The sequence below is a fragment of the Parasegetibacter sp. NRK P23 genome (assembly GCF_023721715.1).
Taxonomy (GTDB): Bacteria; Bacteroidota; Bacteroidia; order Chitinophagales; family Chitinophagaceae; genus Parasegetibacter.
Genome location: NZ_JAMDLG010000007.1, coordinates 159,196 through 178,032, shown reverse-complemented (window position 1 = coordinate 178,032; position 18,837 = coordinate 159,196). Strand labels below are relative to the sequence as shown.

General features: G+C 43.1%; 18 protein-coding genes. 5 read left to right on the top strand and 13 right to left on the bottom strand.

All coding sequences use genetic code 11. The annotated features are described in order from the left end of the window. Positions 1 to 177 precede the first annotated feature (177 nt). The 9 genes from M4J38_RS17410 to M4J38_RS17370 all read right to left on the bottom strand — a co-directional run bounded on the left by M4J38_RS17410 (position 178) and on the right by M4J38_RS17370 (position 10,066). The gene (locus M4J38_RS17410) at positions 178 to 2,820 is read right to left on the bottom strand and encodes a type I restriction endonuclease (RefSeq protein ID WP_251761081.1); all 2,643 of its coding nucleotides are present in this window, start codon (positions 2,818 to 2,820) and stop codon (positions 178 to 180) included. Between the two features lie 389 nt (positions 2,821 to 3,209). Continuing rightward, complete coding sequence (locus M4J38_RS17405) at positions 3,210 to 3,872, bottom strand: hypothetical protein (RefSeq protein ID WP_251761080.1); 663 nt, start codon at positions 3,870 to 3,872, stop codon at positions 3,210 to 3,212. A gap of 165 nt (positions 3,873 to 4,037) precedes the next feature. Further along, on the bottom strand, positions 4,038 to 4,604 hold the full coding sequence (locus tag M4J38_RS17400) for a hypothetical protein (RefSeq protein WP_251761079.1): 567 nt from the start codon (positions 4,602 to 4,604) through the stop codon (positions 4,038 to 4,040). A gap of 144 nt (positions 4,605 to 4,748) precedes the next feature. Beyond that, positions 4,749 to 5,273 carry a hypothetical protein gene (locus M4J38_RS17395; RefSeq protein ID WP_251761078.1) on the bottom strand — a complete coding sequence of 175 codons (525 nt, stop codon included), beginning with the start codon at positions 5,271 to 5,273 and terminating at the stop codon, positions 4,749 to 4,751. Positions 5,274 to 5,461: 188 nt separating this feature from the next. Further along, complete coding sequence (locus M4J38_RS17390) at positions 5,462 to 5,983, bottom strand: hypothetical protein (RefSeq protein WP_251761077.1); 522 nt, start codon at positions 5,981 to 5,983, stop codon at positions 5,462 to 5,464. 191 nt (positions 5,984 to 6,174) lie between these two features. Then, the gene (locus M4J38_RS17385; RefSeq protein WP_251761076.1) at positions 6,175 to 6,690 is read right to left on the bottom strand and encodes a hypothetical protein; all 516 of its coding nucleotides are present in this window, start codon (positions 6,688 to 6,690) and stop codon (positions 6,175 to 6,177) included. Between the two features lie 120 nt (positions 6,691 to 6,810). Then, entirely contained in the window at positions 6,811 to 8,001 is a 1,191-nt protein-coding gene (locus M4J38_RS17380) for a tyrosine-type recombinase/integrase (protein ID WP_251761075.1), read from the bottom strand. A 251-nt stretch (positions 8,002 to 8,252) separates the two neighbouring features. Then, entirely contained in the window at positions 8,253 to 9,296 is a 1,044-nt protein-coding gene (locus M4J38_RS17375; RefSeq protein WP_251761074.1) for an asparaginase, read from the bottom strand. Next, the gene (locus tag M4J38_RS17370) at positions 9,293 to 10,066 is read right to left on the bottom strand and encodes a TatD family hydrolase (protein ID WP_251761073.1); all 774 of its coding nucleotides are present in this window, start codon (positions 10,064 to 10,066) and stop codon (positions 9,293 to 9,295) included. The genes M4J38_RS17375 and M4J38_RS17370 overlap by 4 nt, the downstream gene beginning before the upstream one ends. Before the next feature lie 112 nt (positions 10,067 to 10,178). On the opposite strand from M4J38_RS17370, the gene M4J38_RS17365 reads away from it, so the two are divergent. Further along, entirely contained in the window at positions 10,179 to 11,045 is an 867-nt protein-coding gene (locus tag M4J38_RS17365) for a hypothetical protein (protein ID WP_251761072.1), read from the top strand. Positions 11,046 to 11,152: 107 nt separating this feature from the next. Here the strand turns inward: M4J38_RS17365 and M4J38_RS17360 are convergent, their stop codons facing one another. From M4J38_RS17360 to M4J38_RS17350, 3 genes are read right to left on the bottom strand one after another with little or no spacing between them, the layout of a single operon-like run. Beyond that, on the bottom strand, positions 11,153 to 11,776 hold the full coding sequence (locus tag M4J38_RS17360; RefSeq protein WP_251761071.1) for a polysaccharide deacetylase family protein: 624 nt from the start codon (positions 11,774 to 11,776) through the stop codon (positions 11,153 to 11,155). Between the two features lie 3 nt (positions 11,777 to 11,779). After that, positions 11,780 to 12,160 (bottom strand): hypothetical protein, encoded by a 381-nt coding sequence (locus tag M4J38_RS17355; protein ID WP_251761070.1) that lies wholly within the window; start codon positions 12,158 to 12,160, stop codon positions 11,780 to 11,782. Then, entirely contained in the window at positions 12,160 to 12,378 is a 219-nt protein-coding gene (locus tag M4J38_RS17350; protein WP_251761069.1) for a hypothetical protein, read from the bottom strand. The genes M4J38_RS17355 and M4J38_RS17350 overlap by 1 nt, the downstream gene beginning before the upstream one ends. Positions 12,379 to 12,452: 74 nt before the next feature. Between M4J38_RS17350 and gltX the strand changes: the two genes are divergently transcribed. From gltX to M4J38_RS17330, 4 genes are all read left to right on the top strand, one after another. Then, on the top strand, positions 12,453 to 13,997 hold the full coding sequence (gene gltX, locus M4J38_RS17345; RefSeq protein WP_251761068.1) for a glutamate--tRNA ligase: 1,545 nt from the start codon (positions 12,453 to 12,455) through the stop codon (positions 13,995 to 13,997). After that, a complete protein-coding gene (locus M4J38_RS17340) occupies positions 13,994 to 14,410 on the top strand; it encodes a cobalamin B12-binding domain-containing protein (protein WP_251761067.1) in 417 nt (138 codons plus the stop codon). Before gltX ends, M4J38_RS17340 begins: the two co-directional genes overlap by 4 nt. 507 nt (positions 14,411 to 14,917) lie before the next feature. Continuing rightward, positions 14,918 to 15,580: an outer membrane beta-barrel protein gene (locus tag M4J38_RS17335; RefSeq protein WP_251761066.1), complete on the top strand. Its 663-nt coding sequence runs from the start codon at positions 14,918 to 14,920 to the stop codon at positions 15,578 to 15,580. A gap of 85 nt (positions 15,581 to 15,665) precedes the next feature. Further along, positions 15,666 to 16,442 (top strand): enoyl-CoA hydratase/isomerase family protein, encoded by a 777-nt coding sequence (locus M4J38_RS17330; RefSeq protein ID WP_251761065.1) that lies wholly within the window; start codon positions 15,666 to 15,668, stop codon positions 16,440 to 16,442. Between the two features lie 78 nt (positions 16,443 to 16,520). Here the strand turns inward: M4J38_RS17330 and M4J38_RS17325 are convergent, their stop codons facing one another. Continuing rightward, positions 16,521 to 18,506: a M1 family metallopeptidase gene (locus tag M4J38_RS17325; RefSeq protein WP_251761064.1), complete on the bottom strand. Its 1,986-nt coding sequence runs from the start codon at positions 18,504 to 18,506 to the stop codon at positions 16,521 to 16,523. Positions 18,507 to 18,837: the final 331 nt, after the last annotated feature.

Genomic DNA, 18,837 nt, shown 5'->3' with positions numbered 1-18,837 from the left:
CCAACTGTAATTTTGATAAGTGTAAAACGTCACCAAGGTTACACACAACGGTACGGCTTACTGATGGCCGGGAGTTTGGAAACGTTCACAGTCTTGCCGTGAATGAATTTGCTTTAGAAAAAGAACATCACGATTACCGTCTTACCCGGCTAGCAGTAAACCGATGTTGGCGGTAGTTTATTTTGGTATCCTCATATCATATTTACCATGTACAGAATTATATTTAACAACTTCTAAGTCAATAACCTGTTCCAAATGATAATTTGTTTCAAAGTCTTTATCCTTTATAGTATTCGCTTTTATGAATCCTTTGTGTCTTGACTGGTCTAGTTGAACAATTATACCATAAAATCTGATACTTAAAATCCTACACTTTTTAATAGTTCCAGGCTCAATTTCTATCTCTGGATCACTACTTAACTTAGCCTTTGCATTTGAAATCATTGAATTAAATCTATCAAAATCCATAGGATTTAAATTGTACCCATCATTAATGAAACTATAATAGGCTTTAAAATGTTTGTCAAAATATCTTTTCAGGTAACCTAAAAATTCTTCAGAATGTGCTAATACATTTTGAAGTGATAAGTGCGACAACTTACCTTCACCTGCCATATTAGTCGCAATTTTTTCCGCCAATTTCACATCTTCAAACCAAGTATCTTCGCTACATGCGCTTAAATAATCAAGATTCCCTAAAATATCCAAATGTATTATGCCAGAAGTTGTAATAGAAACTAGCTCATTTGGTTTTATTCTTTGACTATCTTGAGTTTCGCTGCTTAACAATTTTTGCCGAATTAAAGAAAGAATTTCTTTCTCTACTCTGAGTTTGTCATGTCCTAGACTATTTAAGTATGAAATTATTTTGTCAGTTGAGTGAAAACCAGGTATCCCACTCGGCCCTTTTATTCTATAATTTGAATGCAGCCACTTTAAAATTGAAAGTCTTGTAAAGGGGTTGGGAATACTATCGCTTGGGTCTGAATAAAATAAATTCTTAATTTTCGACGATTCATCATTATAATAGGCACGATTACCTCTTAAAAACACCTTACTTACGATGTGATTAGACAACTTATGCTCGCCTTTAGATTGCTTCATTTTTAGAATATCCACTTCACTAATGTGTCCACTTTTAATAAAATCTGTAAAGATTTCGATTCCTTTTCTCAAATCACTTCCAGCCAATCCAATCAAAAGTTTTTTAAAAAAATTATTTTGAAAAAGAGAGGCCAACACACTTTTTAAATAATACAACTCATCAACAGCAGGATAAGAGACTTTAATGTTATTTTTTAGAGTATAGTAGCGAGTTGAGTTAGTTTTCGAAAGACGTGATGCATATTTGATTCTTGTATATATTACTTTCTCTAGAGAGGCTGGAGTTATTCTAAATGTCAAATCTTTTATTACTGTATCTAATGGCTTTTCATTTCTAAAATGGTCATAGGTTGTGTCTCTTAATGGTAAGAATACGATTGATTTTATTGTATCCTTAAGCCAATTAGCTACCTCAAACATTAATAATTGCTCTTCAAGATTTCTTTTATCGCAGTTGTCCAATACAATGATTAACTCCTTATTGTCTGCATTTACAATTTCTCTTATCAAGGAGTTCAATGTGATATCTATATCAGCCTGCAATCTTTTTAAACTATCGTACAATTCCGACTTATACTTCTCACTTTCTTTCGATAAGAGAGCGCCGGCAATTTTATCGAATTTTGCTATCTCCTCAGCATACACTTTAGTTATTACCTCATAGCTATCAAAATCAATGTGGCTATAGTAGTCATGAATTTGCGCTATTAAATTTTGTTTAATCCACTTGTATATTTCGTCCCGACTTACAGGTGCATTGTTTAAATCCAAATTTGCCCAAAACAACTTATTCGTAATTCCCTCTTTTAATGCAACCTCTTTTAAATAAGTTATAAAAGTCGATTTTCCAGACCCCACACTTCCTACTAATAGAAGAACCTTATTATTATATTTATGTGCTTTTCTAAGTTTGTTTGAAATTTCCTTTGGGTTTGTGTTGTCATCAATCTCTGTAGTGTCCTGAAATGAAGGATGAAGTTTCTTTTTTATTATTTTCTGAATAGGAGTAAGATGCGACTCGTGTTTGTATACTTTAACATAAGCATTTTTAACTATATCAGTTTTTTCTTCATCAGTTAAAGGGTTAAATAAGTGTTGGTATGATATCGAAATTGTTTCGCCAAATGTATTAACCGTTTGTTTGTTTTGAATTGAACTACTTCCTACCAGATATAATGGCTTTCTGAATTGTACATTTCTTCTAATTGAGTTTTTAGTTTCGGTAGCAACTTTATTAAGATTAGTATATGAGAACAGTGTAAGAAATTTGCCAAAATCTTTATGAGTAGGCAACCAATCAGTTGCCTCAATTTCAAACTGAAATTTTGCCTCGTCCCAAGTTCCGGCAACCAATTTCAATCCGTCACATGCGATTATATACTTGCAAGGATTAATCCCCGCCTCGAAATATCTATTAATCTCAGATGCATATAATGATGCCTGTCTATAGGCTTCATGTAAATCTTCGTTTGGCTTCTTTGCTTCAACAATAATTTGGGGAACACCTTGTAATGACAACAAATAATCTGGATAATACAATTGCGACTTCGCACCTTTGTCAATTTCCAGTTTTCTTAAATTTATTTTAGTTTGAATATCCGCCTTTGTATATCCTAGTCCAATCGGTTCCCCTTTAGTTAATAATGGCCAAATCACTTTTTGTTCAACATCACTTTCAGAAAGAAGAGATTTGGGATCGCAGTAGAAATCATTCATTGTTATTAGAGTTTGCATGTTTAAGTATCCACCGGAAAGGCCTACTAATGAGTTTAAATTCTAAATGTTCAACAGACTTGTGCCTATATTTATTACACAAATTAATTTCGAATATCAAAGGTTTTAGAAACAATTTTAAATAGCTAATAGAGAGTTATCAGTTCCCCAGCCTTTCCAGAAGCATCAGATATTTGTAGCAAGAAAGGTCAATTATATTCTATTCAAAGTTCTTGCTATGTCATAATATTACCGCCAACGGCAAGGCTTTGCGATGGCCGGGAGTTTGGAAACGTTCACAGTCTTACTGCGAGTTAATTTACTTTGAAAACCAAACATCACGTTACCCGTCTTACCCGGCTATTGCAAAACTATTGTTAGCGGCGGCCTTATTAATTACTGGACTCAATAATTTTCATTACTTCACCCGGCTTGGGTTTGTCAAAATGGTCAACGCCGACTATTAAATAGTGTCTAATATTTTGCACTCTTTGAGCTTCTAGCTTTTTATACGCAGAATATGGGTCAACATTTAATGGTGTAAACTCTTCTTTCACCAACCATCGTTTCATTTCGTTAGACAACGATAAGAGACAATTATCAGGAATCTTGTTATGCTCCGATCTTAAAACCGCCACCATTCCTAAGGCTGTCAACACATAACTACCAATTACTTCAACGTTACCATTTAGCGGTCTTGGCTGAACCTCTGTCATACTTCGCTCACGCGCATCCTCTATTTTCTCACCACCAAAACGAATAAGAATTTCACTTGGAAGTAGCCGCTCCAAATATTCAATGTCCGGCCTGAAATTATAGATAATTTGTGGGGATTCATTAAATGACAACCAATATTCCTTCTTGCTTTTAACAGCGACTTCATAGCAGAGGTCAAAGGGAAGTACCTCATCTAAGATGTGTCTTTCCTGGTTTTGAATAATATCGTCCCATCTTTTAAAATGATCACAATATTTTTCCCACTTGTCTTGCATTAGAACCTGCCATAAAATATCGCGTTCTTCTCTGAAAGACGATGTCAGTTCCCAAAATTTCATGTTGATTGCTGAGTGTGTCAAGGTTGCCGCTAACGGTACGGCTTACTGACGGACGGGAGTTTGGAAACGTTCACAGTCTTGCCGAGGTTGAATTTTATTTTCAAGAATGAACATCACGTTTACCATCTTACCCGGCTGGCTGTAAACCGCTGTTATAGGCTGTTTTCAGTGTCTCAAAATCCCTTCAAGTCTTTTATAATCACCGTCCTGTCCAAAATTATCCGTCATTGCCGTGGTCCCAATAATTTTATTTCCCATGCAACCAAGACAAACCTTTGCTACTCCTATCACTCTCCGCCCTTTTTTAAATATTAAAATATCACGAAAAACATATACACATGCTGTACCTACGTTCTCTTTTGTTTCCTTCTCAATAAAAATGTTGTCAATGCTCGAAAAGTAGGATTTGTCGATATATGATTTACTGTAACCAATTTCACCAAGTTTATTTATAAAAGTTAAATCTGAAATACTTTTTGGAATGTTACCTACAATAACACCCGCCCGAAAAGAGTCTAATTCTGATTTAAATTCATTGTCGTATAAGTCTATCACTGAAGCTCCGTCAAAATCATTTGACCAATATTCAATCTCATCATAATCAAAAAATTTCTTGCCGGTAGAACCTTCAATCATTTTAGACGCGTATAAAGATTTCCCTTTGCTCCCATCCTTCGAAACACAAGTCCAGAAAGTCATAGCTAACGCAGTAAAAAACAAAATACTCTTCATAGTTTTATGGTCTAAATAGCCTATAACGGTACGGCTTACTGATGGACGGGAGTTTGGAAACGTAAACAGTCATGCCGAGATTGAATTTAATTGGAAAATGAATATCAAGTTTACCGTCTTACCCGGCTATTCAGTAAACCGCTGTTATGCACAGTTTTTTAGTTTGTCAACCCATCTCTTCAACTCTGCAAGAAGACTGTCTCTTGTTTCAATCTTTAAATCCAAATTTTCTTCAACCCGCAATGGATAGTCATTGTCCGAGAGTTCATTAAACAAATCGTACAGTCCGTAAGCTGTCTCAAAACCTATGCTGTCATAACAATATTTTTCGCTTTCAGAAAAAAAGTCATAACTATTAATTGCTTTTTGCAATATTTCCTTTGTCCCTTCAATTACGTCTATATTTTTACACAATATCTCGTCAACAAAAGCCATTGCATAATCAATGGCCGCCTGTCTTCGATCGGGAAGAGTTATATTTAGTTCCTTAAGCGAAAAATCAAAATAATAGTCAATAACAAAAGAAGATTCGGATTCACCGAGTCCAGCAAGTATCCGAAGCGATGGGCTATCGAATCCTTCTTCAAGCCCGATCATACCGACAGAAGGAAGTTGGCTTTTTGTCAAGTTTCCCGTCACATACTTTGCTATCTGTTGTCTGAAATTCATTATTTGTACGTCGCCATAAAATTGTGCATAACGTAACGGCTTTGCGATGGCCGGGATTTAAAATCGTAAACAGTCTTGCCGTGAGTGAATTTACTTTGAAAACCAAACATCACGTTACCCGTCTTACCCGGCTATTGCAAAACTATTGTTGCCTGCTGCCATATTTTAGAAACAGTCAGTTAGTTGTGCTAAAAATGTTTTAGTAACACAGAGTCTTTGTCAACTGAATTTGCAATAATAGAATCTAATTTGTCAATCACTTCTGCCCTTAATCTTTTACTCATTCGCTCTTTCTCTGTTTTGTCAATGTAAACTTTATCTCTTGGATTTTCAATAATCATTTCATCCCTGTCAACATTATAAGCCATTCGGACATCTATGCCTTGCCATTGTACACAATAAATTTCTTTGGGTGATTTGTCAAAATAGAATTTTGTCATATTAATAAACTTATATCCAGAAGTCATATGTGCACTTGGATCGTCATTAGGAACTTTATATTCGGGAAATATGGCCAGAAAAGTGTCCGCATACTTCTCATAATATTGTTGCTGATATCTGTAATTTTCGATTGTTGTCACTGAGCCTAAACCTGAACCGGCTTGATACAAGCCGCCATTATTACAAGACCTTGCGAATAGTATTACAAATACTACAAAGACAATCAAAATTGTCAAACCGATGTAACCTAAAATTTTACCAATTGTCATTATGATGTGTCAAGGAGTGGTTGCAGGCAACGGTACGGCTTACTGATGGACGGGAGTTTGGAAACGTAAACAGTCTTACTGTGACTGAATTTACTTTGAAAAATGAACATTGAGTTTACCGTCTTACCCGGCTAGCAGTAAACCGCTGTTAGCACCAGTTATTTTCCCATCAATCTGTCCGATATACTTCTTTATTCTTTCTTGTCACGGAATTTTTCAACTACTTCGCCTGTCGGTAAACCAAGATATCGAGTCGCATTATATGCCACCAAATATTCTTTATGATTTCGGTAACTTTGATGCAATTCTGTAATTCGCTTGTCTTTGAAGTCAGGCAAATAATACAAAACGTCAATAAGTTCATATTGGTTAGTTATTCTCGGCATTGTTTCAAGAACAATTTCTATCATTTTGGTGTCCTGACATATTTGAAAAATCGAATGTGCAATGGTCACTTTCATTGCACCTTTACTTTTGTCGAGCAAGTCATAAAGTTTAGGCAATGCATCTTTTGATTTTATATGTCCAAGTCCAACTATTGGCCAATTGTCTTTTAGGCTTACAACGTCAATAAGTTCAACTTCTGCAATTTTCATCTGCTCGTCAGTCAAGTTGTCAAGCAGCTCAAGAGGAACACCGTCCTTTCTCTGTGCCCAAGTATTCGCTTCTAAAAACTCCTTTCTAAATATGTCTAGATTATTTGTCACCGTCTTTTTTTTATAATTGGTGCTAACTCCCTATTATGCGCTCCCATTCAATTTCTACCTCACTCCCTACTCCCCCAGCACCATTTATATATATCAGTAACCGCATAGTTAAAAAATATACTACATCAATTTGAGATCATCGATCGGACTAACAACCTGCAACAAATCCCGATTCGTTACATGAAGATACCTCAAAGTAGTCTTTATGTCGTTGTGGCCTAATAACTTCATAATCATTGTTACATCCGTCCCCTTATCCAGTAAATGCGTGGCAAAACTATGTCGCAACGCATGGATGCTGCCTGGCTTTAAGATGCCCGCACGCTTCTTGGCACGCTCTAAAACCAATTGCAAACTTCGCGCACTGTATGGATGCCCCGGATGCTGCCCACTAAACAAATACCCTTCCGCCGCAACCTTGTATTCCTTTTTATACTCGCGGAGTACAATCACCAAAACCGGACTTAATTGTACGATCCGGTCTTTTTTACCTTTAGCCCTGTGGATAAAAATACAACGACGCCCTTCATCGACCTGAGGGACACGCAAAGAAATTGTCTCACTTACCCGTAAGCCGGCACTGTACGTTAACATCAACATGGTACGGTGCTTCAGGTTACCCGATGCTTTTATAATGGAAGTAATCTCATCCTGGGTGAAGAACCGGGGTAAAAGTAAAGGCTTCTTGGGACGGGGAATATCAAAAAAGAACTTCTCCTTATTCAATACCCGTTCATAATAGTATTTTAAAGCATTTATTCTACTGTGTAAGGAGCTTTCGGTCAAACCGTCGGTTACACATTTCTGGAGATACCGCCTGATGTCTTCAGGGGAAAGATGCTCGGGGGAAATGGGACCAAGTAGCTTAAAAAAGACATGCAGCTCGTTTCGGTAAGTTGTAATCGTGCTCTTGCTGTAATGTTTTAAGACAAGATGCTGTACCACCCGCTTCAATACCGCTTCATTTACCGGCGAAAGCTCTGGATAAGATCGACCGGTTAAGGCATAAGCACGGAGTGTATCTTTCCCAGGATGCTCCACATCGGAAAAAACAGGCTCCTCATTGGCTTTACGCTCTTCAAGGAACTGCTTTAATTCAATGGTGTCCAGTTCTACTTTTCCCGAAAGGAGCTTTTTGAGCCGGTCAAAAATATCTTTCTCTAATGGGATATACCAACACCGGTGGGTTCTGCTCCAACGGGCCAGTAACTCCTTCCGCAAAATCGCATTGACAGAAGGGTAATGTTCATAATATAACCCCATCCAATCCTGACCTCTATGGTGAAGAGGTCGTACATACATCGTGATCATAATTATCCTTTTGATGATTATGACCGCAGACGATGAATAAGGAAATATTTTTCAAATATCTACTTATCCAGGGGGATGTCAAACCGTGTTTTAACTGGAAATGATGGGGATTTTCACCTATTCAGTAAGTTCCGTACAATGCTTCGCCTCCTCACTCACATAATGGTTCATGGTAAGGTTTATGGGGAATCTACAAACCAATTTAGGAACTTTTCTGAAAACGCCAAAGGGCGCCCGACTTATTTTTTTCGTTAATCCGTGGTCATTTCACCGCGGAGTGATGTCTGCATCAGTCTTTTGATATCCGATTTGGAAAGGTTCTGGCCAAGCAGGAACATCAACTTGGTGACCGCCGCCTCGAAGGTGAGGTCGTAACCACTGATGACACCCGCTTCCTGGAGGTATTTGCTGGTCTCGTATCTGCCCAATTCCACCGCTCCACCATCGCATTGAGTGATGTTCACGATGATCAGGCCCGATTTGATGGCCTTTTTTACAGAGTCGATGAACCACTGCTGGGTGGAGGCGTTGCCACTCCCCCAGGTTTCCATGATTACAGCACGCGCGTTGGGCGTCTGGAACACCGCATCCACAGTGGTTTGGGTAATGCCGGGGTAAAGCCGAAGTACTGCAATGTCCTGGTTCAGTTTCTTGTGCACCTTTAACGGAAGTTCCGGATGTTTAAGGATGAACTGACGCTGGTATTTGATGGTAATGCCCGCTTCCGCAAGCGGAGGATAGTTCATAGAGTAAAAAGCTTCGAATTTCTCGGCATTGTATTTTTTAGAACGGTTGCCGCGGAAAAGCTGGTAATCGAAGAAGATACATACTTCTGGTACCAACGATTTGTTACCCCTCCTGGCCGCCGCTATTTCCAGGGCCGTGATGATGTTCTCGCGGGCATCGGTGCGGATTTCACCAATCGGCAACTGTGAACCGGTAAGTACCACGGGCTTTCCTAAGTTTTCCAACATAAAACTCAATGCTGAAGCCGTGAAAGCCATGGTATCGGAGCCATGGAGTACAACAAAGCCATCGTACTGGTGGTAGTTCTTTTCGATGATCTTCGCCAGCTCAATATATGACTGGGGGAGCATATTGGAAGAATCGACCGGAGGATTGAAAGCGTGTACCTGGAACTCATAGCCCAAACGGATGATCTCGGGAATGTTGTCGCGGATTTCCTTAAAACCGATGGGACGCAAGGTGCCCAATACATCGTCATATACCATCCCCACCGTTCCTCCCGTGTAAATAATGAGGATACGTGGCGTGGTGCGGTTAGCAGCAGTCATAATGCAGGCGTAAATAGTGAGGCCGCATTGGCAGTGGTGATCCTGGCCACTTCTTCCACATCCATCTCTTTCACCTCGGCCAATTTGGCAATAATATGTGTAAGGTAACTACTTTCATTTCTTTTTCCACGGAAAGGTACCGGGGTAAGGTAAGGCGCATCCGTTTCCAATACAATGTGCTCCAGCGGAATATCTTTCAGCACTTCCGGCAGACCAGCATTCTTATAGGTAAGTACGCCGCCAATGCCCAGTAAAAACCCCTGTTGTACAATCTGCCTCGCCAATTCCGCACTTCCGGAAAAGCAATGGAAAACACCTTTCAACCCACCATCCCGGAACTCTTTTACAATGTTGATGCACTCCTGCGTGGAATTGCGGGAATGGATCACGATGGGAAGGGAATACTCCTTCGCCCAGCCAATCTGGGTTCGGAACGCTTCATATTGCTGGACCTCAAAGGTTCTGTCCCAGTAAAAATCAAGTCCTATCTCACCTACAGCGGCAAATTTCCTTTGTTGTAACCATTGCCTTACAATCTCGAGTTCTTCCAGGTAGTTTTCTTTTACATAACAGGGATGCAGCCCCATCATGGCAATACATTCCCCCGGAAACCTTGCTTCCAGTTCAAGCATGGAAGGAATGGCCGTACTGTCGATGCCAGGCAGGTAAAAACGTTTTACGCCCGCTGCTTTCGCTCTTTCAATCACCTGGTCTATGTCCGCTGTAAATTCTTCTCCGTATAAATGGCAATGGGTGTCCACCAATTCCATAACTCCCCCTGTTTTGCGCAAAGGTGGAAAATTTCCACGAATAATTAAACCTCACATAAGATTAGCCTTCCCAGGAACGTTATAGAACGCATTTTTACCTTAAAACCACTTTATGAAAACAGTACGTTTACCGCTACGCGGCGTTCTTGCCGCGGCCACATTCAGTTTGTTGTTCATTTCCTGCGATAAAAATCCCATCGCTAAAATCCTGGAAGAAAAAGAAGCCACCGTACTTTCCGCCGAAACGGATGTTACCGCAGAAGCCGCCTTTGATGATGTTTTTAATAATGTAATGGGCGTGAATGATGAGGTAGGTATGGCAGGAACAGGCGCCTTCGGAAGGGTGAATGAACCCTGGCACTGTTACACGGTCACCGCTACCAAACTGGACGCACCCAGAACCTTCCCCCTTAAAATTGTTGTAGACTTTGGCACAGGCTGCACCGGAAGGAATGGTGTGCTCAGAAAAGGTAAGATTATTACGACTTACTCCAACCGTCTCACGGTAAAAGACGCCACAGCCGTTACTACTTTTGAAGGCTTTTCTGTAAATGGTGTTAAGCTGGAAGGCACCCACACGATTACGCAATTAGGCAGTATCAACGATACGTTGAAGTTTGGACTGAAGATCGAAAATGCCGTTGTTACGAAAGAAAACGGGGAAGCCGCCGCATGGCAAAGTACCAAAACGCTGAAACAGATTGGCGGAAACAGTACGCTTTACCAGCCCGGTGATGATGTGTACAGCCTTACGGGGGAATCGAACGGAACGGTAACTTTGTCAGGGAACGAATACAGCTGGTCGAAAAGGGTGATTAACCCGTTGATAAAGGCAAACAGCTGTGAATATATCCAATCGGGAAGTGTGGGTATCAGCCGGAACGGGAAGGAAAATACGATCAATTTTGGAGACGGAACCTGCGATAATAAAGCCACCATTACCATAAATGGCATCTCCGTAACAATTACTTTGAGATAAAAATAAATTGTTATACCTTAGTCAAAGTTTTCATAGGGTACGGATTAAAAACGGGCCAGGGTTTCTACCCCGGCCCAAACTTTTTATAGCCCCAGGTAGTCATTCTGTCAGTATGGTATAACCGAAAACCGGTACCCCAACGCCGAAAAATGTGATAAGGTTTGTGGAAGTGCGACCCGAAGTCTTGGGAACGCTTTGATGCTGTCGTGAAATACAATAATTGAGCCAGAACCCCCATGAAGGATAATATTTTGTGCACAACGCTCCGGGGTTAGTTTTAGATCAAAGTCTCCACTCAGTACCGTCCACATGATGATATCGTATCCCAGTTTCTCTTTTATTTGCTTTAGCTGGAACCTCGAAATCCGTCCATAAGGCGGACGAAATAAAGTGGAATCGATGTACTTCCCTGCTTCCACCACATCGTTGATGTAGGTGGTATCATCCGTTTTCCAGCCATTCAGGTGCTTCCAGGTGTGGTTCCCTACCCTATGCCCCTCCGTTAAAATACGTTCATACAATCCGTGATTTTCTACCACGTTCTTTCCAATACAAAAGAAGGTTCCCTTCGCATCGTATTTCGCCAGTTCATCCAGTACAAAGGTGGTAGCCTCCGGGTGCGGACCATCATCAAACGTGAGGTATAGCACTTTCTCCTCCGAAGGAATTTCCCAGGTACAGGAGGGATATAATTTTCTCAGCAACCAGGGTGTTTTTACGAGGTAAGACATCTTCTATTCTGTATGGTCAATAATATCATTTTCTGATCCGCCATGCGCCCACAAATAAGCCAGTCCGCCCAACAGGTAACACAATACATCTATCCAATCCGCTGTGAAACGCGGACTCATCAATGGAAATAATCCTTCTACCAATAAACTGATATAGATCACCGCGGAAAATACATCGGTCGCACCCAGTGTTTTTCTATCGCCCCATACCCATCCTTCCACAGCAAGACCCCGTAAAAAAACGGGCATAAAAACAAGGGGATCCAACCAGTTGTCAAGCCATTCAATATGAATATGCCACACCCTTACCATCAATTGGTGCAGTGCAAACAGCAACAGGCAAACAATGGTCAACGGCGTAAAAAATGAAGTAATCCGTTTCATTAAAATGTGGCGATAAAAACGATGAACAGTATAACGGCAGCAACTGGCGATAGCGCAATCACCAGTATTAACAGGGGCAATTTAAGGAAGAATTTTCCCACCTGAACCAACTTTCCTTCCCCCGGCTTCGGCATGAACCAGGTTTTAAGTGACCGGAACCGTTCTTTTGCCAGTTGCTCCAATTCTTCCCGCAATGTGGCCGGACCGCTATTCTTCATCCCGATGTTTTTATGTTATACCCAAAAAAACATGCCGGAAAGGGCAATCAGGTCAAAACTAATATCTTTGCCCCATGAATCAAAAACCCGTAAGAGTAAGGTTCGCGCCCAGCCCCACCGGAGGTCTGCACCTGGGCGGCGTGAGAACCGTGTTGTTCAATTACCTGTTCGCAAAGCACCATAACGGAACTTTTGTTTTAAGAATTGAGGATACCGACCAAACCAGGTACGTACCCGGCGCGGAAGAATATATCGTGAACTGCCTGGAATGGTGCGGCCTGGCACCGGATGAAAGCCCGCAGAAGGGCGGCAACTACGGTCCATACCGCCAAAGTGAACGCAAACCGATGTACCGGCAGTATGCGGAACAGTTGGTAGCGCAGGGTAACGCCTATTACGCTTTCGATACACCGCAGGAACTGGAGCAAATGCGGGAAGATTTTAAATCGCCCGAAAATCCTTCACCCCAGTATGGTCATGCGGTTCGGATGAAAATGCGGAACTCTATATCCCTGGGCGCAGCTGAAACAGAAAAGTTACTCGCCGAAGGTGTTCCCCATGTGATCCGCATCAAAATGCCGGAGGATACCTCTATTTCATTTACCGATATGATCCGGGGAGAAGTGAGTTTTTCCAGCAATACAGTAGATGATAAGGTTTTGCTGAAAGCCGATGGTATGCCCACCTACCACCTCGCTGTTGTGGTGGACGATTACCTGATGAAGATATCGCACGCCTTCCGCGGGGAAGAATGGCTACCCTCCGCCCCCGTGCACCTGCTGCTGTGGGAATACCTGGGCTGGAAGGCCGACATGCCCCAGTGGGCACACCTTCCGCTGATCCTGAAACCCGACGGCAACGGAAAGCTCAGTAAAAGGGACGGCGACAGGCTCGGGTTCCCTGTTTACGCCATGAACTGGACCGATCCGAAAACAGGTGACCTTACGCAGGGATTCCGGGAAAGGGGATTCTTACCTGAAGCTTTCGTGAATATGCTGGCCATGATCGGCTGGAACGATGGTTCCGGCCAGGAAATATTTTCACTGACCGAACTGGTTGAAAAATTTGATATCGGCCGCGTACACAAAGGCGGCGCCAAGTTCGATTTCGAAAAAGCCAAGTGGTTCAACCATCAATATATTCAGCAGAAAAGTAACGATGAACTCGCAGCGCTGCTGCAACCCGTGCTCCTGGCGAAAAATATTGCCGCCGATGCCGCATATGTTGCAAAAGTATGCGCGCTGGTAAAAGAACGGTGCGCTTTCGTGAATGAAATATGGGACAACGGCTTCTTCTTCTTTGAAGCACCCGCCTCTCCCGACTTCTCGCCTGTTCTCCCCAAGTGGAACGATGAAAAACATGGTTTCTTCGGAAAATGGATAGAAATTCTCCGCGGTTCCTCCAGCTGGGATGCCGCTACGCTCGAAGCCGATTTCAAAGAGCTTGCCGCCAACTCCGCCATCAAACCCGGTGAACTGCAACTCCCCTTCCGCATCATGCTGGTGGGCGGAAAATTCGGTCCCGCTGTATTCGATATTGCCGCCACTATCGGTAAAGAACAAACGATTGCCAGAATAGAAAGCAGTCTGCTGCTTATTAAAAACGCTATTGCTTCATGAAACAATTGAACCGCCCCGTACGGGTGCTGGTCGCCAAAGTGGGCCTCGATGGCCACGACCGCGGCGCCAAAGTGATTGCCACCGCATTGCGTGACGCCGGTATGGAAGTGATCTATACCGGCCTCCGCCAAACGCCAGAGATGGTGGTAACCGCCGCCCTGCAGGAAGATGTGGACGCCATAGGAATCAGCATTCTAAGTGGTGCGCACATGACGGTGTTTCCACGCATCATTTCCATTATGAAGGAGAAAGGAATGGATGATGTGCTGCTTACCGGGGGCGGTATCATTCCTGAGACAGATATGCAGGCGCTTTATGCGATGGGCGTGGGGAAGCTTTTCCCGCCAGGAACGCCTACGACTGAGATCAGCGCTTACATAACAGAATGGGCGAAGGGGCATAGGGCGTTTTAAGATTTCACGCAAAGACGCGAAGGAGCAAGGACGCAAGGCATAGTTTGTTTTCAATTGGTTTTAATTTTTGAGTTTTTTTTCACGCGGAGACGCGGAGCGTTGGCGGGTTGGCAAAAGGTTTCTTTGGGGGAGTATTTTTTATTTCCCGCAACGGCGCTACGACGCAACGTTGGACCCTGATTAGATTTTCTGTTTGTTAAGGACCAACAACAATGTTTTCTCCTGTAAATAATTGGATGCTTAGAGGCGAAAACTAAACGCCAAGGTTGGGGTGATACGTTGCGAAGCATGAAACAATAGCGAGAAACGCTTCACTCCTCTCCTTCTACAAAAAATCAATTCTTTCCCTGTCGCACCTCAACCGCTCCTTGCGCCCTTGCTACCTTGCGTCTTTGCGAGACAATCTTTACCTAGCGTGAAAAAAAATATTTTCCTCCGCTGTAACCTTTCCGTGTCATGATTCGTACAACCTCTATACAACAACAATTAATTTCTAAAACACGAGTCATGAAAAACATCATCATCTTCGCATTATGCGCATTCGCCCTGGTACAGTCAGTTTCCGCTCAGGAAAAAAATAACGATAAGGTATACACGACCTTCGGCGGAAATGGCGGGATTCTATCTTTCTCCGATGTGAAAGATAACGGCACCAAAGTGAACAACATCCCGCGTTTTACCTTCTTCTTTAACATCGGGACAAACTATAACTATGATGTAAGCGATCATTTCGGTTTCTTTTCCGGAACCAATATCAAAAACATCGGTATGATCACGGAAGTAGGTGATACCAAGTTGAAAAGAAGGGTATACACGCTGGGTGTTCCGGTAGGTTTTAAAGTGGGAAATGTTAAAGATGGTATCATGCTGTTCGGTGGCGCAGAAGTGGACCTCGCTTTTAACTACAAAGAAAAAACATTCGTGAATGATGATAAGAAAAGCAAATTCAACGAATGGTTCAGCGATCGTACACAAACACTGATGCCCTCCGTTTTCGCAGGTTTCCAGTTCAGCGAGCATTTTTCCATCAAGGGCCAGTATTACCTGAATAATTTTTTCAACCAGGATTATTCTTCCAATGGCGTAAAACCTTACCAAAACCTGGATGCGAAGCTGTTCTTCGTTACCCTGGGCTACAATTTCAGCCGTAAAGATTTCGCAAAAAAATAGCCACTTCCTTCTATAGCCAGCAGAAACAAAATACCGAAAGCCTGAGTTTTATTAACTTAGGCTTTTCTGTTTAAAACACTGCCGTATGTACAACAATATCACCGTTGAAACCAACGAACGCATCACGACCATCACCATCAACCGCCCAGACAAAATGAACGCGCTGAACAAGGGGGTGATGGACGAACTGGATGAAGCCATCATCGCCTTCAAAACAAATCCCGAAGCAGGTGCAGCCATCATTACAGGAAGCGGCAGCAAAGCTTTTGTGGCCGGCGCCGATATCGCTGAATTTACCGGACTTTCAGTGCAGGAAGGAAAAGCACTCGCTCAACGCGGACAGGATATTTTCTCCGCCATCGAAAATTCACCCAAACCCATCATCGCGGCAGTGAACGGTTTCGCCCTGGGTGGCGGATGTGAACTGGCCATGAGCTGTCATTTCAGGGTCGCTTCTTCCAACGCAAAGTTTGGTCAGCCCGAAGTGAACCTGGGACTGATACCCGGTTATGGCGGCACCCAAAGGCTTACTCAACTGATCGGAAAGGGCCGCGCCATAGAATTGCTGATCACCGGAAATATGATAGATGCCGCAACAGCATTGCAATACGGACTGGTGAACCATGTTACAGAACCCGATGCTTTATTGAATAAATGCAGGGAAATATTGCATATTGTGCTTTCCAAAGCGCCATTGGCCGTTGCTAAATGTATAGAAGCCGCAAACACAGCGTATGAAAGTGATGGAGCCGGTTTCGTAAAAGAGATGGATGGTTTCGGATTTTGCTTCGGAACAGAAGATATGAAGGAAGGCGCCGGAGCATTTCTAGAGAAGAGAAAAGCTGTTTTTACAGGAAAGTAGGGAGAGATTATAAATGTTGAATGATGGATTTTGAATTGAAAGAACCTAATTCAAAATCCATCATTCAAAAATGCAATATTACAATTTCAATGTATTGTTGGCCGGGTTGATATCCGGGAAAGCTTTATCAGGATCAATTACAACAGTGGTGATCTTTTCTTTTGAAGCTATTTTCACCGTCCAGGTTTTATTGCGCTCCCATATTTCCACTGGAACCATCATACGCTCTTTTTTACCGGAGGCGAAGGTTACTTCAAGATCAACTGGCATGGGCATTTTCTCGAGGTTTTGCAAAGTAATGAGGGCGCCCTGCGCAGGATCATCCTTTACATACTTCACGGCAGTAACGGCCTGATCAAGTTGCCAGTTGTTGAGGAACCAGCCGCGCCAGAACCAGGATAGGTTTTCGCCCGCCACGTTCTCCATGGTGCGGAAGAAATCCCAAGGCGTGGGATGTTTAAAGGCCCAGCGCTCAATATATGTTTTAAAGGCGCGATCAAATCTTTCTTCTCCGAGGATCTGGTCGCGGAGAAGGTGCAGCCCCACCGCTGGTTTGTAATAAAGCAGTAGTCCAATGCTTCCTTCCCGCATTCCTGCAGGAGCGGTCATGATGGGTTCAAGCGTCTGGTTAGTAAGCGCTCGTCCCATTTGGTGCATATTGGGTTTACCTTCTTTGTATTCACCATTGTTGAAGGCATTGGTAGAAATAAAATTGATGAACGTGTTGAAACCTTCATCCATCCAGCCATATTGTCTTTCGTTCGAGCCTACTATCATCGGGAACCAGGTATGCCCGAACTCGTGGTCTGTAACACCCCACAGCCCGCTTGCGCGTGATTTGTAGTGGCAGAACACGATACCGGGGTATTCCATACCGCCCTCGTTACCCGCCACGTTTACCGCCGCTGGATAAGGATAAGGGTACCATTTGTTGGAATAGTGCTCAATAGAGGCTTTGGTGTATTCAGTGGAACGCTCCCAGGCATTGCCGCCATCACTCTCAACGGGGTAAGCAGATACCGCCATAGAAGTTTTCCCGCCAGGAAGATTGATGCGCGCGGCATCCAGGATGAAGGAAGCGGAAGAGGCCCAGGCCACATCACGACTGTTCTGCATTTTGAATTTCCAGGTAAGGGTGGAACCGGAAGGACGGCTTTCAGGCTTCGTCACTTCTTCCGCACCGCGGATCATCACCGTTTTTTCACTGGTTTTGGCCTGGTTCCAACGCTGTTGCTGCGTTGCGGTAAACACCTCTTTTTCGTTGGTCAGTTCACCGGAGCACACCACGATATGTGACGCGGGCGCCGTGATGTTCACGTTAAAATCTCCATAAGTGAGGTAGAACTCTCCGGGACCTGTATAAGGAAGGGTATTCCAACCCAGCACATCATCAAATACGCACATGCGGGGATACCACTGCGCGATGGTGAATATTTTGCCGTTTTTCGTTTCCTGGATTCCGGTACGATCCGCCCCGAAAGAAGGACTCTGGTAGCTGAATGCTACTGAGAACCTTATTTTACCGCCGTTCGCCTTCAGCGGTGTGGGCAGGAACACCTGCATACGTGTATCGGTGATTTCAAACTTCAGCGCACCAGCGGTTTTATTGCCTTTGGCCTGCAACATTTCCACATTCCCGATATTATGTCCGCCAACAAAGGTTTCCCCCTTTGAATCGTAGCGGCTTCCGCTTACGGGCACAATGGCTTCGCCACGGGAACCTTTCTTGAAGAGGTTCTGGTCGAGGTGGAGGAAAAGGAAGTCAAGGTTCTCGGGGCTGTTGTTGGTGTACGTGATCACCGCTTTACCCGTGAGTGTGTTGGTGGTCTCATTCAGGGTTACATCAATGTCGTAATCAGCTTTGTTCTGCCAGTACTGGGGCCCGGGCGCACCACTTGCGGAGCGGTACACATTTCCAGACTGGGGATAGAACAAGGGTTGAAAAGCTTCGTAAAAACTGTACTTTGATTCAGTGGCGGCATCTTTCTGCGCTGTTTGTCCCATAACGGTAGCCGTTAGCAAAGAACAGCAGAACGCCAATGCCAGTAAAAAGGTGTTTCTCATATAAGAATAAAATATATAAGGGCGTAAGATACGAAAGGCGCATAAAAAAGCCGCTCCTTTTGGAGGAGCGGCGGGAAGTAGTACACGTAGTTAAAGGATTTACAACGCTAATCAGCTTTTGTATGTTGTTTTAACGGACTTAGTACCCGTTTTTTACACGGTACCCGGTGGCACCGCTATAGCGGTGCCACCGGGTACCGTGTAAACACCATTACTTCTTCCAGTTTCTTTTCGAGGTTTTCCCCTCTCAGGTTATTTATAATCGACTTAAAATTCATTATTTACCGGGGCCGGTACTCCATGGCGTAAAAATGCTGCTTGGGCATAAAAA

Excerpts from the sequence above, each read along its gene's own strand:
- M4J38_RS17325 (WP_251761064.1), bottom strand. The coding sequence starts at position 18,506 with ATGAGAAACACCTTTTTACTGGCATTGGCGTTCTGCTGTTCTTTGCTA.
- M4J38_RS17335 (WP_251761066.1), top strand. The coding sequence starts at position 14,918 with ATGAAAAACATCATCATCTTCGCATTATGCGCATTCGCCCTGGTACAG.
- M4J38_RS17360 (WP_251761071.1), bottom strand. The coding sequence starts at position 11,776 with ATGTCTTACCTCGTAAAAACACCCTGGTTGCTGAGAAAATTATATCCC.
- M4J38_RS17405 (WP_251761080.1), bottom strand. The coding sequence starts at position 3,872 with ATGAAATTTTGGGAACTGACATCGTCTTTCAGAGAAGAACGCGATATT.
- M4J38_RS17340 (WP_251761067.1), top strand. The coding sequence starts at position 13,994 with ATGAAACAATTGAACCGCCCCGTACGGGTGCTGGTCGCCAAAGTGGGC.
- gltX (WP_251761068.1), top strand. The coding sequence starts at position 12,453 with ATGAATCAAAAACCCGTAAGAGTAAGGTTCGCGCCCAGCCCCACCGGA.
- M4J38_RS17355 (WP_251761070.1), bottom strand. The coding sequence starts at position 12,160 with ATGAAACGGATTACTTCATTTTTTACGCCGTTGACCATTGTTTGCCTG.
- M4J38_RS17370 (WP_251761073.1), bottom strand. The coding sequence starts at position 10,066 with ATGGAATTGGTGGACACCCATTGCCATTTATACGGAGAAGAATTTACA.
- M4J38_RS17350 (WP_251761069.1), bottom strand. The coding sequence starts at position 12,378 with ATGAAGAATAGCGGTCCGGCCACATTGCGGGAAGAATTGGAGCAACTG.
- M4J38_RS17390 (WP_251761077.1), bottom strand. The coding sequence starts at position 5,983 with ATGACAATTGGTAAAATTTTAGGTTACATCGGTTTGACAATTTTGATT.
- M4J38_RS17395 (WP_251761078.1), bottom strand. The coding sequence starts at position 5,273 with ATGAATTTCAGACAACAGATAGCAAAGTATGTGACGGGAAACTTGACA.
- M4J38_RS17375 (WP_251761074.1), bottom strand. The coding sequence starts at position 9,296 with ATGACTGCTGCTAACCGCACCACGCCACGTATCCTCATTATTTACACG.
- M4J38_RS17410 (WP_251761081.1), bottom strand. The coding sequence starts at position 2,820 with ATGAATGATTTCTACTGCGATCCCAAATCTCTTCTTTCTGAAAGTGAT.
- M4J38_RS17365 (WP_251761072.1), top strand. The coding sequence starts at position 10,179 with ATGAAAACAGTACGTTTACCGCTACGCGGCGTTCTTGCCGCGGCCACA.
- M4J38_RS17380 (WP_251761075.1), bottom strand. The coding sequence starts at position 8,001 with ATGATCACGATGTATGTACGACCTCTTCACCATAGAGGTCAGGATTGG.
- M4J38_RS17400 (WP_251761079.1), bottom strand. The coding sequence starts at position 4,604 with ATGAAGAGTATTTTGTTTTTTACTGCGTTAGCTATGACTTTCTGGACT.
- M4J38_RS17330 (WP_251761065.1), top strand. The coding sequence starts at position 15,666 with ATGTACAACAATATCACCGTTGAAACCAACGAACGCATCACGACCATC.